The organism is Pedobacter sp. AK013 (genome assembly GCF_014205835.1).
GTDB lineage: Bacteria > Bacteroidota > Bacteroidia > Sphingobacteriales > Sphingobacteriaceae > Pedobacter.
Genome location: NZ_JACHCQ010000010.1, coordinates 49,847 through 62,112, shown reverse-complemented (window position 1 = coordinate 62,112; position 12,266 = coordinate 49,847). Strand labels below are relative to the sequence as shown.

The 12,266-nt window shown below is 37.4% G+C and carries 12 protein-coding genes; 5 read left to right on the top strand and 7 right to left on the bottom strand.

Annotated features, from left to right (window positions below; all coding sequences use genetic code 11):
• Positions 1 to 138 precede the first annotated feature (138 nt).
• Positions 139 to 750: an NUDIX hydrolase gene (locus HDC90_RS08890; protein ID WP_167295026.1), complete on the bottom strand. Its 612-nt coding sequence runs from the start codon at positions 748 to 750 to the stop codon at positions 139 to 141.
• Positions 751 to 1,245: 495 nt separating this feature from the next.
• Between HDC90_RS08890 and HDC90_RS08885 the strand changes: the two genes are divergently transcribed.
• A complete protein-coding gene (locus HDC90_RS08885) occupies positions 1,246 to 2,097 on the top strand; it encodes a hypothetical protein (protein WP_184465609.1) in 852 nt (283 codons plus the stop codon).
• A 106-nt stretch (positions 2,098 to 2,203) separates the two neighbouring features.
• Here the strand turns inward: HDC90_RS08885 and HDC90_RS08880 are convergent, their stop codons facing one another.
• Positions 2,204 to 3,247, bottom strand: a complete 1,044-nt coding sequence (locus HDC90_RS08880) for an NAD(P)-dependent alcohol dehydrogenase (protein ID WP_184465608.1) — start codon at positions 3,245 to 3,247, stop codon at positions 2,204 to 2,206.
• Between the two features lie 98 nt (positions 3,248 to 3,345).
• Positions 3,346 to 3,924: a GDP-mannose pyrophosphatase NudK gene (gene nudK, locus HDC90_RS08875; protein WP_184465607.1), complete on the bottom strand. Its 579-nt coding sequence runs from the start codon at positions 3,922 to 3,924 to the stop codon at positions 3,346 to 3,348.
• A gap of 54 nt (positions 3,925 to 3,978) precedes the next feature.
• Here nudK and HDC90_RS08870 point away from each other — a divergent pair, with 54 nt between their 5' ends.
• Positions 3,979 to 4,731 carry a DeoR/GlpR family DNA-binding transcription regulator gene (locus HDC90_RS08870; RefSeq protein ID WP_184465606.1) on the top strand — a complete coding sequence of 251 codons (753 nt, stop codon included), beginning with the start codon at positions 3,979 to 3,981 and terminating at the stop codon, positions 4,729 to 4,731.
• A gap of 18 nt (positions 4,732 to 4,749) precedes the next feature.
• Here HDC90_RS08870 and HDC90_RS08865 read toward each other — a convergent pair whose 3' ends face one another.
• From HDC90_RS08865 to HDC90_RS08850, 4 genes are all read right to left on the bottom strand, one after another.
• Complete coding sequence (locus HDC90_RS08865; protein ID WP_184465605.1) at positions 4,750 to 5,229, bottom strand: hypothetical protein; 480 nt, start codon at positions 5,227 to 5,229, stop codon at positions 4,750 to 4,752.
• A gap of 277 nt (positions 5,230 to 5,506) precedes the next feature.
• Positions 5,507 to 5,899 (bottom strand): DUF4440 domain-containing protein, encoded by a 393-nt coding sequence (locus HDC90_RS08860; protein WP_184465604.1) that lies wholly within the window; start codon positions 5,897 to 5,899, stop codon positions 5,507 to 5,509.
• A gap of 18 nt (positions 5,900 to 5,917) precedes the next feature.
• Positions 5,918 to 6,688, bottom strand: coding sequence for an isocitrate lyase/phosphoenolpyruvate mutase family protein (locus HDC90_RS08855; protein ID WP_184465603.1), 771 nt, complete (start codon positions 6,686 to 6,688; stop codon positions 5,918 to 5,920).
• An 84-nt stretch (positions 6,689 to 6,772) separates the two neighbouring features.
• The gene (locus HDC90_RS08850; RefSeq protein WP_184465602.1) at positions 6,773 to 7,597 is read right to left on the bottom strand and encodes a response regulator transcription factor; all 825 of its coding nucleotides are present in this window, start codon (positions 7,595 to 7,597) and stop codon (positions 6,773 to 6,775) included.
• 318 nt (positions 7,598 to 7,915) lie between these two features.
• Here HDC90_RS08850 and pyrE point away from each other — a divergent pair, with 318 nt between their 5' ends.
• From pyrE to HDC90_RS08835, 3 genes are all read left to right on the top strand, one after another.
• Complete coding sequence (gene pyrE, locus HDC90_RS08845) at positions 7,916 to 8,581, top strand: orotate phosphoribosyltransferase (protein ID WP_086547031.1); 666 nt, start codon at positions 7,916 to 7,918, stop codon at positions 8,579 to 8,581.
• 37 nt (positions 8,582 to 8,618) lie between these two features.
• A complete protein-coding gene (locus tag HDC90_RS08840) occupies positions 8,619 to 9,017 on the top strand; it encodes an SRPBCC family protein (protein ID WP_184465601.1) in 399 nt (132 codons plus the stop codon).
• Between the two features lie 138 nt (positions 9,018 to 9,155).
• Positions 9,156 to 11,831: an alpha-L-rhamnosidase gene (locus HDC90_RS08835; protein WP_184465600.1), complete on the top strand. Its 2,676-nt coding sequence runs from the start codon at positions 9,156 to 9,158 to the stop codon at positions 11,829 to 11,831.
• Positions 11,832 to 12,266: the final 435 nt, after the last annotated feature.

The following is a 12,266-nucleotide window of genomic DNA, read 5'->3' as shown; positions in this document are numbered from 1 at the left end:
CACCTATAATTGTTCCGTTCTGTGCCAGATAGAAATATCTGACACACCGCTAAAAAAGATGAGATCTGTGTTCATTCTTTTTATCTGCAGTAAAAAGATGCTGAAACAAGTTCAGTATCGCGGTAGCAATATAGAAATCTACAAAATCCCGCCAGCCCTCAGCACATCCATAATTGATGGAAAAGTATTTTTAACTACCGGCGAAATGTGATTTTTATCCAGCCAAACTGCTTCATCAATGCCTTCCTCTTTTTGCGGTATCAATTTTGGTTCGCCTTTAACCTTCATTTTGTACCAGTTGGTTTTCTTGATCACCATTTTAGTACCAATGGGGTAAACATGATAGGTTTTACAAAGTTTTTCTTCGCGCTTAAAAACCCTGATTCCACACTCCTCCTCTACCTCACGGACAGCGGCTTCCTTCATTTTTTCACCTTCTTCTAGCTTTCCTTTGGGTAGATCCCATTTTTTATTCCTAAAAATAAACAAAAAATTACCATTTGCACTCTCTACCAGGCCACCAGCGGCTTTAATAATGGTGCAATCTTTCTTCAATTTTTTAAAGGTTTCCTGAGGATTTTTTGTCAAGAAAATATAACTCTTTTTAGAACCATTTTTTAGTTTTTTGTAGAACGTTTGCAGATTGAAATCCTGAAATTCTAATTGTTGGATTTTTTCTTTTTGCTCTGGCAAAAAATCTGATATAAACAAAGTGTTATCGTTGATATAAATTCTATAATTTCTTGGCATATATTTTTAACACACATTAAATAGAGAATGGTGCTTTTTTTTATAGCAACCCGCTCCTTTCCCGATTACATTTAAAGAGTTCTTTCTGCGAAACCTATATATTTTGCAATGCTCTAAAAGTAGAAAAATTGTTGGGTTATTTATAGGATATAAAAAAAGGTTACAACAATTAATGTTGTAACCTTATCTAAATTAACGCTCTCAATCAAAGATTGATGCAAGGCTCTCACCCCTTGCTTGGTACAAATATAGAATAATTTATTAAACTGATAAAAAAAATCAAAAAATATTTCGGACATATCAAAATACTGATCTTAAACAATTGAATGCTAACAGCTTGTGTTTTCAAAAAAAATCTTACACCATCAAACTCTTGATACACTAGATTGTAAAAAAAATGGTTTAATAGTAATAATGGAATGTTTAAAGGGAAAACAACGCTTATAATTCCTTCAACGATAAATATTTTTCATAATTTTAGCTTTTTAATCTACCATGCCCATACCTTCATTATCAGAAAAAGATCTGGAAGCCTACCAAAATGATCTTTCTAATCCAGAAAAATCAACAGAAGTGCTCTTTATCACATTAACCGGGCTTTATCAGCGTTTTGCCGGCAATGAACAGTTGTTGGCAAGTTTCGAGTACACATCCGAACTGCAAAGTTTGGAAAACAGTTACGCTGCTAAAAAAGAACATTATAATAAAGAAATTGCTGAACTTAAAAGACAGTTTAAACAATTAGATAACCGTATTGTTGCCGCAGAGCAAAAGTTACGTCATGGCATACCCGATGATTTGATGGTGATGGACAAAATTATAGCTGAGCAAGAATCTATTGTTGAGGATCAAGAAAAGCTTAACAATGCAGAATCAGCTATAGTAGAGCAGGTTAGAAAAATAGATATAGCATATGGGAAAGACCTTCAGAAGCTAGAACAGCAACAAAACAACAGAAATACTCCCCTTAACAATAAATTTTCAGCTTTTAACGATCAGATAAAACTGGCTGAAAAACGCATTAGACTCAAAGCAAATGCGATCTCAATTATTGTCATTATCGGTATTCCGCTAATAGTAGATATGATTTTAATATCTTTAGGATTGCCTGCTTTAAGCAAGAATACCAATAAGCTGATCTTTACCCATTATATTTTTTTAATCGCACTAATCCTGATCGAATTGTTGCTTGCCGAAAAGGTCAAAAGCAGGATTTCATACATGTTATCCATCTCTTACCTTAAAGATTCACTAGGTACACTCCAAAATCTGTTCAGAGAAAACAAAAAACAAATTGCCAAAGTAGAATCTGAGCATAACATCTCTATCTCAGAATTTGTAAAATAAAATTACACGGGCCTAGAGAAAATTATTTGTTTGATAAACAAATAGGGATTTAGAAACCTTTATTTCAGTCTCTAAACCCCTATTAATTACAATCTGATATTTACAGCTACAGCGTAGCCATATCAATTACGAAACGATAGCGTACATCACCTTTTTCCATACGTTCGTAGGCGTGGTGGATATCCTTTATATCGATTATTTCAATGTCTGATACAATATTGTGCTCTGCACAGAAATCTAACATTTCCTGAGTTTCAGCAATACCTCCTATGCCCGATCCTGCAAGGCTTTTTCTACCGCCCAATAAACTGAAAGCGGCAATTTCTGCGGGTTTAGGTGGAACACCTACACAAATGTGTATACCATTGGTTCTCAATAAAGAAAGATACATATTAAAATCATGTTCTGCAGATACCGTATCTAATATAAAATCGAATGTGCCTCTTGCTGCTTTAACCTGTGCCGGATCGGTAGTTACCACAAAATGGTGCGCACCTAATTTTTTGGCATCCGCTTCTTTTTTTGGTGAAGTACTTAATACCGTTACCTCAGCGCCAAAAGCTACACCAAATTTCACCGCCATATGCCCTAAACCACCTAAGCCCAATACAGCCAGTTTATGACCTTCTCCTACTTTCCAGTGTTTTAAAGGCGAATAAGTGGTAATACCTGCGCATAAAAGTGGTGCTACAGCAGCAAGATTTAATTTATCTGATACATGAAGTACAAATTCTTCCCTTACTACAATCGTATCAGAATAACCACCATAAGTTGGTGTTTTACCATCTCTTTCTAAACTATTATATGTTTGTGTATTTCCTTCTAAACAATATTGTTCTAAATCTTGCTTACAGTTTTCGCAAACCTGACAAGAATCTACCATACAACCTGTACCGGCAAGATCGCCCACCTTAAATTTCTTAACGTGATCTCCAACCTTTACTACCCTGCCCACAATTTCGTGCCCGGGAACCATTGGGAATATTCCCGGAAACCAATCATTTTGTATCTGGTGTAGATCTGAGTGGCAAACCCCACAGAAAAGTATTTCGAACTGCACATCATGGGGCCCTACTTCCCTGCGCTCAAAATTCCAGGGTGCAAGATCAGTTTCGGCATTTTGCGCCGCATATCCTTTTGTTGCTATCATAAAAATTTAAATTAATTAAACCACAACAAATGTAAACAGCAGTTTGTTAAGAATAATTACGCAAATCAAATAAATCATTGCAAAATTCAAACAATCAACTACAACATTAATCCCTTTAACTGGGCGTACTGTAGCAGCATAATGGTTTTACCATCCTTTATTTCACCTGATCTGACCATTTCAAGCGTTTTTTCAAAGGGCAGTTCTAAAACTTCTATATCTTCATTTTCTTCTTGCACCCCACCCCCATCATGTAGTTTCATATCATGCGAATATGCTGCAACAAAAAAGTATAACAGCTCCGTAACCGAGCCGGGCGACATATAGGCCTCAAAAATTTTTTCTACATGATCAATTTTAAACCCTGTTTCTTCTTCAGTTTCTCTTCTGATACAATCTTCCGCATTGTCCTCATCCAATAGTCCGGCGCAGCACTCAATCAGGTAACCTGTATCATTTCCATTAATAAAAGTCGGGATTCTAAATTGCCGGGTAAGCACAACGGTTTTGCGCTCTTTATTATATAATAATATTGTAGCACCATTTCCCCTGTCATAAGCTTCGCGTTCTAAAATGGTTTTAGAACCATCGATTGCCGTCATTTCGAAACTTACTTTTTTAAGTATATACCAATTATCCGATAGAATTTGTGTATTTAATATATTAATATTTTTCATTTTGATTATTTTTGATCAATTATGATTATTTTTGATCGAATTAAATCATTTTTTATGACATTTCAAAAAAGGACACATAAAATTCTCGAACTTTTAGAGCACCATGGAGAAGTTGAGATCCGTCAATTGGCGACAGAAATAGGCGTTTCTGAAGTGACGGTAAGAAGAGACCTCGCAAGCATGGCTAAAGACGGATTGCTTTACCGCACCCATGGTGGGGCTATGAAAATAAGCGAATTGATAAAACCTGTATCATTTGCCAATAAAGCTGCAGTAAATTTAAAAGCAAAAGATGCAATCTGTAAAAGGGCTGCAGAAGACATTATTGATGGTGATGTTATATTTATCGATTGCGGGAGTACAGCTTTTAGGTTATGCCAGTTTATCAAAAACAAAAAAATAAAGGTAATTACCAATTCTCTACCGGTAGTAAATGAATTACAGCACAGCACAGTAACCATCAACCTTATTGGAGGTGAGGTTGATACAACTAGACAAGCTGTTCATGGAACGATGGCATACGAACATATTGCCAGATATCACGCTTCGAAAGCCTTTTTAGGTGTAGATGGGATCGCTGCTGAGGGATTATATGCAGGCAGTGAGCATGAGGCTTCAAATACTTTAGCTATGGCATCGCAAAGCGATTGTGTTTATATGCTTTGCGATGCCAGCAAAATAGGAAAAACATCCTACTTAAAGTTTAATGATTTATCGCTCGTAGATATTTTAGTTAGCGATTATAATGGACCTGAAGTAACCGAATTCGGTTCAAAAGGTATATCCGTGCTTTCGGTAACCGTTTAAGATTACGAAAGATTCTTATCACGAGAACAATCCATGTGTAATTTCTTCAACAGCATCATCAGCATAGAAAAAGATGGTCAGGCAGCTGGGAGCTTGTGTAATGGCTAAAATATCTTCACGTTTAATGTGGTTTTCGTTAATAAAGCGGGTAAGGCGTTCATGCGAACTGAAGTAATCTGATTTTAAAACGATCATAAATTTAAGATTTTGATTAAGACGGTCAGTACCAAATAATGTTACAATATTCAAATAGGTAAATGGTAGTTTAAAACTCAGGCAAATACTTTTGCAGGCACCATCTTCTCCCATAAAATGGATAATTGTTTTTGATGTTCTTTCTTTTTCGAATACAGCTAAATCCTTACCAAATCTTGCTGTTACTTCATATAATTTTTGTTTATCTAAGCGTATTTTTCTTATTTCCGGACCCAAAATATTCTTGGTTTGGCAAACTATAATCAGGAGTAAAGTGGCCAATAAAATCTTGTTTGTTTTCATAATATATCTTTTTATTATGGTTAAAATTACTGGTACTAAAGGCGCTAAAATAGGATGAATCGGAACTGAAATTAAGCTTACATAATGATTATATTCACCTGAAATACAGAAATTTGAATCAAATTCATAACAATATATTAAAAAGAAAAATCGTCATTTCGGCTGAAGCTTAGTTCCGAACTTTCGGGAGAAAAATCTATATAAACAGATAAGCTTCACTGAGTTCTACGTGGTTCCAGCCTCCGTTGCACGCTGCTCGAAATGACGATTCTTTGCCTTATTGGTAATCTAAGCGATCAGATCTGCTTTCCGCTCCAAAAGCATGGTCGATCACAATTTTCCATATCCCATCTTCACCTTGTTTCATCAGTTCGATCCCTTTTGCCTTTATTTTCACTTCATCTCCATCGGTGATATTCCACTCCGATCTTCCCACTGCAAGGTTTCCGGCTTGCAGACAATAAACGGTCTTAATTTCCATTGTTCCTTTAATAGCTAAGATTGCTTTAACCGCTTCTTCAAATTCCACTCGCCCTGATACAGGTTTCCCAGGTTCAGGAACAATGATGCCTGATGTATCGTACATACTAAGAACAGTGGCCAAATCGCCCGTGTTAAATGCGGCAGCTAATGCTGAGTGGGCATCTTCTGCCCTTTTTGGTAAATTCATATCGATATTTATTAATATTTAAGAAAAAATGTCGGAAAATTCTTGCTCCGCCAATATTTTGCGGGCAAGTACACCTGCATAATCGTATACTTTATTGAAAAAGAAACCGCCCATACTAATGCGCTTAACGCCTAGCAACTCCAGTTCTTTAAAGCCTGGGAGATCGGGCATACACATTACATTAATGGGTAGGGAACTAGATTGAACTACAGTTGCAATGTCCTCACTTTTGGTAATACAAGGTACAAAAATGCCATCGGCGCCTGCTTTCTGATATAGTTTAATACGTTTTTGGGTTTCTTCCAGTGCATTGGGCAATCCCAACAGAAAAGCATCAGTACGGATGTTGAGGAAAATATTCAATCTTTTCTGTATGATGTGTCCCGCTACAGCAGCAATGGTCTCCGCAAAAGAAGCTGCCGGTGTTAAGCTTCTCTTTTCTCCAGGTATGGTATCTTCGAGGTTAATACCTACGGCACCGCGATCATGCAATTTTTCGATATTTTTCAAAATACCATCCAAATTGCGGCTGTACCCCGCTTCCATATCAACCGTTAGCGGAAGATCAACTACCTTTGTAATACGTTGGCTGATGCGGAGCAGATCTTCGAAAGGTAGATTTTCACCATCTGGATAGCCAAGCGCATTAGAAATGGCCTGACTGGAAATACCAATCGCTTTAAAGCCTGCCGATTGAAAGGTTTCGGCACTTTTCACATCCCATACATTCCCTATTAAAAGCGGACCGCTGTTTTTGTGCAGTTGTTTAAATGTCTCAAAAGAATTCATGTTATATCTTGTTTTAATTGATTATAAACCAAAGATATATCACTAAAAAAGCATCGGATTGTACAAATCCGAACAGATTAAAAGTTATGGAAAAAGCAATTGATTTACTGGAGTAAGGTTATCCAGATAACTCGAAGGAGTAAGCCCCGTGAAAGATTTAAAATCTCTGATAAAGTGTGATTGATCAAAATATCCACAAGCATAGGCAATGGCAGTAAATGGCTGATCATTTTTAGAGATCATTTTTAAACTCTGCTGAAAACGGTTAATCTTATCGTATGATTTTGGCGAAAGCCCGGTATGCTGCTGTAATAGCCGCTGTAGATAACGCGTAGTAATATTGTGTCTTGAGGCAATATTGGTGATATTACTAATCGAAGCATCTTTTAAAATACTATTTAAAATATCGGCCACTTTAGTAATATGAAAGGACTTTTTTTCTTGGCTGATCAATCTTTTTAAAAGAAACGCTTCTAACAGATCAATCCTGTTCTGCTCGTCTTCGGTTTCTAATAATTTTTGATGGATGGTATTTGCATTACCTCCTATTACATCCTGCAGATCGGTAATACAATCATTAAAGAGCCCCATTTGCTCATTAAAAAAGTATGATGCAGAATGCGTGTAAAATTTGATGCCCAACATAACGTGTTTACCTGTTGATCTAATGGATAAAGGTTTGGTGATCTGTCCCCATAATTCAACCTTCGGGGTTTTCTTAAAGCTATTATCTACAAAAGACTCCCAACTTCCATTGCCAAGGTTAAATATCACCTCCATATCCCCGCTAGGAAACACCACATCTTCAAAAACAGAATCAACATCCGATTTAAAAATGTAATAATGCCTGATATAAGGCTTTAAAGTATCTGAAGGTACAAACTGTTTAAATTCCATATCCTTAATCATTACAAGATCGTAAATTTAAGGCAATACTAAATGGCAAAATTGTAAAAATCGGAACAAAACCACACGCACCATCTGTATAGTGGTTACAGTTGTAGGTGGTTATATTTTTAATACATTTTCAATCCTATCGATTCTTTATTTGGCTGATTTACAGGAAGTGGCAAGAAATAGCTTTTAGCATCCATCAAAATTTCCGATATTTGTAGTATTGGAATGTCGAAATCAAATCCCGATTCCTACAATTTTCTTTCCCCAATGTAAAACAAAGGGGCTTAATAAACGTTATGACAAACACAAATAAATCTGTAATTTTGAGCCATGTATAATAAAAGTGATATTGAATTAAAGGTAGCGGAATTTTTATTACAGATAAAAGCAATTAAATTACAGCCAAACAATCCCTTCACTTGGGCATCAGGCTGGAAATCGCCAATTTATTGCGACAATAGAATTACTCTTTCCCACCCTCAAGTTAGAACTTACATCCGTCAGAAACTGGCACAGGCCATACAAGAAGAGTTTGGTTCAGTAGATGTTATTGCAGGTGTTGCAACCGCAGGTATCCCACAGGGCGTTTTAGTAGCTCAAGAGCTTGGTTTACCTTTTATTTATGTAAGAGCGAAGGCCAAAGAACATGGCACCGGAAGTTTAATTGAAGGCGAAGTGGTAGAAGGTCAACGTGTGGTAGTAATCGAAGATTTAATTTCAACCGGAAAAAGCAGTTTACAGGCTGTTGAAGCACTAAGAGCTGCAGGCTTATCGGTAGCTGGTTTAGCAGCAATTTTCACTTATGGTTTCGAAAAAGCAGACGAAAATTTCGCCGCTGCAAAATGCCGTTACTTAACCCTATCAAACTATGGCGCTTTAATCGATTATGCTGCCGAGCACAGCATTATTGCCAAAAGTGATATGGAATTATTAGGCAAATGGCGTTTAAACCCTTCAGAATGGGGACAAGGACAAGTTTTGAGTTCGGAGTCTTAAGTTTTGAATAAAAACAAAAACCAATAAAAAATATATAATGACTGTTATTGAAAGCACAGTAGAGGTAAATAAACCGGTTACAGAGGTTTATGCATTTCTATCCAATATGAATAATCATCAGCAACTGATGCCAGAAAATATTTACAACTGGGAATCTACAGAAGATGATGCACGGTTTACCATACAGAATATGGCAAAATTGGCTATTAAGATTTCTAGCCGTATCGAAAACCAAGAAATAACAGCAATTCCGAGCGAAAAAGCACCTTTTGATGTAGAATTAAAATGGACGGTTACCGATAACGGAAATGGAACAACTACGGCCAAACACATTATCTCAGCTGATCTGAACATGATGATGAAAATGTTGGCATCTGGTCCGCTACAAAAATTGGCTGATCATCAAACAGAAAAGCTGAAAGAGATCTTAGGTTAAAAAGTGATTGCACAGATTTAATTGATTACACAGATAAAGAAGACGAGTTAATCCTCGTCTTTTTTTATGCGTAAAAATTCTATTGCGTTCTTATAACAGCACATTATTTTAATACCTTAGTTTTATAACCTTTAAACTATGAACCTCAGATTTCTTCAGGTAACTACTTTATTTTTTGCTCTTGCTCCTCTTTCCAAAACATTTGCTCAATCACTTACCGCTTTAAAAACCGAATATTTGGTTAACCCCATCGGCTTAGATAATCCTAGCCCACGTTTTACCTGGCAAATGAACGATACCAGCCAAGGTGCCAAACAAACAGCTTACCGCATTCTTTTAGATACCGATTCGGCCTTGCTTGTTAAAGCCAATGCAAAACTTTGGAATACGGGCTGGGTTAAATCAGATAATAATCTGGTTATTTATTCGGGCCAGCCACTAAAACCTTTTACTAAATATTTCTGGAGGGTAGATATTGCTGATGGAGGGCAAAAGAAATCAAACAGGGCATATATCGCCAGCTTCGAAACAGGCATGATGAAAATGGAAAACTGGCAGGGCGCCTGGATTTCGGATACCGAGAATACCCAGCTTAAACCCGCCCCCTATTTCAGAAAGACCTTTACCGTAAATAAAAAAATCAGGTCGGCCAGGGCATACATCGCCGCAGCTGGCTTGTACGAACTCTCTATTAACGGTAAAAAAATTGGCAATCATCGAATGGACCCGATGTACACCCGTTTTGATAGACGAACATTATACGTTACTTACGATGTAGCCCAGGCCATCAGTCAAGGCAAAAATGCTATTGGCGTATTGTTAGGCAATGGTTGGTACAACCACCAATCTACTGCAGTTTGGTATTTCGACCGTGCACCATGGCGCAACAGACCAACTTTTTGCCTCGACGTACATATTACTTATGAAGATGGCACAACCGAAATCATTAAATCGGGTAAAGAATGGAAAACAGCTTTAAGTCCGATTATTTTTAATAGTATTTATACCGCCGAACACTACGATGCCCGCCTGGAAAAAGCAGGTTGGAACATGCCAAATTTCGACGATACAGATTGGAAAAATGTGATTTACCGTTCAGCACCGTCTAAAAATATTGTGGCACAGGCCATACACCCTATCCGCAATATTGAAGAGATAGCCAGCAAAAGTTTAAGGAAATTTAACGATACCACATACCTGTTCGATCTGGGCAGAAATATTTCAGGGGTAAGCAAAATCACGCTAAGTGGCCCTGCAGGAACGCTGATAAAACTGAAACACGGAGAGCGTTTATATACCAATGGGCATGTGGATATATCGAATATTGATGCCCATTACCGCCCAACCGATGATACTGATCCTTTCCAAACCGACATTTTGATTTTAAACGGAAAAGGAGAACAAAGTTTTATGCCACATTTTAATTATAAAGGTTTTCAATATGTAGAAGTAAGCAGTTCTGCCCCTATTGAATTGAAAAAAGAAAATCTGGTGGGTTACTTTATGCATAGTGATGTCCCGGTTGTGGGTAATGTTAAATCTTCAGAGTCGATCATTAATAAAATCTATTACGCTACCAATAATTCTTACCTGTCGAATCTTTTTGGCTACCCTACAGATTGTCCGCAGAGAGAGAAAAATGGGTGGACGGGCGATGCTCAGATTGCGATAGAAACGGGTCTTTACGGATTTGACGGCATTACCGTTTACGAGAAATGGCTCGCAGATCACCGTGATGAACAACAACCAAATGGTGTTTTACCTTCCATTATCCCTACCGATGGCTGGGGTTACGAATGGGGCAACGGACCCGATTGGACCAGTACCATTGCCATTATACCATGGAACATTTACCTGTTTTATGGCGACAAAAAACTACTTGCTGATTGTTATGAAAATATCAGAAAATATGTAAACCACATTGACGAAACTTACCCAACTGGCTTAACTACCTGGGGCTTGGGCGATTGGATTCCGGTGAAATCTAAATCTCCTGTCGAACTTACCTCTACCTGTTATTATTATGCTGATGTGGTTATTTTGGCAAAGGCAGCAAAAATTTTAGGTAAAAATGATGATTATGAAAAGTATATCACTCTCGCAAAAAAAATTAAAAACGCTTTTAATGCAAAATACCTGAATAAAGAAAAAGGAATTTACCACACTGGTATCCAGACCGAAATGAGCGTTCCGTTGTACTGGAAAATTGTTCCTGAAGAATCGATTGCCCTTGTTGCCGAAAACCTGGCCAAACGCGTAGAGGCTGATGGTTTCCATTTGGATGTTGGTTTATTGGGCACAAAGGCCATTTTAAATGCATTGAGTGAAAACGGCTATAGTGATATTGCTTATAGAGTTGCCGCTCAGAAAACCTATCCAAGCTGGGGCTGGTGGATGGAAAATGGCGCTACTACCTTGTACGAAAACTGGCCTATAGATGCAAAATCGGATATTTCTATGAACCATATTATGTTCGGTGAAATTGGGGCTTGGTTATACAAATCGCCAGGTGGTATTAAGCCAGATGAAAAACAGCCTGGCTTTAAACATGTGATATTGGATCCGCATATTATGGAGGGCCTAAATTCTTTTGAAGCCAGTCACATTGGTCCATATGGTAAAATTGTAAGTGCATGGAAAAGAATTAACAATGGAATCAGGTACGATATTACCATTCCTGCAAATTCTACAGCCACTATTAACCTCCCACTTACGCGTGGAATGGATAATTATATAAATGGCAGGATAAACAACATTGGAAAAATAAATTTAGCAGCTGGTAAATATGTGATTGAGCATAAAGCAAAAAATTAATCTGGCATACTAGATACATTCATTTCGAGTGAACTGCAACGAAGTCGAGATGACGACTTTTACTATAAAACCTGTGAGGTCTAAAACAATATTAGTTAAACGCCTCACTTGCATGCACTCAGGTGACTTAGGTGGTCAATATTATTTTGAAAAGCAGGGTTCGGTGCTTTTGGGCCATGAAAGCCCTGCTATCTCTTCAAGTCCTCACTCCACATTCTTCGCTGCGGACTTTCCGTTCTATCAGGTTTATTTTACAGGGTCCTGCATTTCATATTGTCGTTTCTCACCCCTCACAGGTTTTGAACAGCTTTGTCATTCTGAACGCAGTGAAGAATCTTTTGCTTAGGCCTTAAGTTTGTTGAAACCTATGGTGTCTAAATCCATAAGCAGTTAATACAAACCTACTAAACAGTTAACCATATCACTTAGATGCAC

What these genes read in the sequence shown, in the direction of transcription:
- HDC90_RS08890 (WP_167295026.1), bottom strand. Translation starts at nt 750, where the DNA reads ATGCCAAGAAATTATAGAATTTATATCAACGATAACACTTTGTTTATA.
- HDC90_RS08885 (WP_184465609.1), top strand. Translation starts at nt 1,246, where the DNA reads ATGCCCATACCTTCATTATCAGAAAAAGATCTGGAAGCCTACCAAAAT.
- HDC90_RS08880 (WP_184465608.1), bottom strand. Translation starts at nt 3,247, where the DNA reads ATGATAGCAACAAAAGGATATGCGGCGCAAAATGCCGAAACTGATCTT.
- nudK (WP_184465607.1), bottom strand. Translation starts at nt 3,924, where the DNA reads ATGAAAAATATTAATATATTAAATACACAAATTCTATCGGATAATTGG.
- HDC90_RS08870 (WP_184465606.1), top strand. Translation starts at nt 3,979, where the DNA reads ATGACATTTCAAAAAAGGACACATAAAATTCTCGAACTTTTAGAGCAC.
- HDC90_RS08865 (WP_184465605.1), bottom strand. Translation starts at nt 5,229, where the DNA reads ATGAAAACAAACAAGATTTTATTGGCCACTTTACTCCTGATTATAGTT.
- HDC90_RS08860 (WP_184465604.1), bottom strand. Translation starts at nt 5,899, where the DNA reads ATGAATTTACCAAAAAGGGCAGAAGATGCCCACTCAGCATTAGCTGCC.
- HDC90_RS08855 (WP_184465603.1), bottom strand. Translation starts at nt 6,688, where the DNA reads ATGAATTCTTTTGAGACATTTAAACAACTGCACAAAAACAGCGGTCCG.
- HDC90_RS08850 (WP_184465602.1), bottom strand. Translation starts at nt 7,597, where the DNA reads ATGATTAAGGATATGGAATTTAAACAGTTTGTACCTTCAGATACTTTA.
- pyrE (WP_086547031.1), top strand. Translation starts at nt 7,916, where the DNA reads ATGTATAATAAAAGTGATATTGAATTAAAGGTAGCGGAATTTTTATTA.
- HDC90_RS08840 (WP_184465601.1), top strand. Translation starts at nt 8,619, where the DNA reads ATGACTGTTATTGAAAGCACAGTAGAGGTAAATAAACCGGTTACAGAG.
- HDC90_RS08835 (WP_184465600.1), top strand. Translation starts at nt 9,156, where the DNA reads ATGAACCTCAGATTTCTTCAGGTAACTACTTTATTTTTTGCTCTTGCT.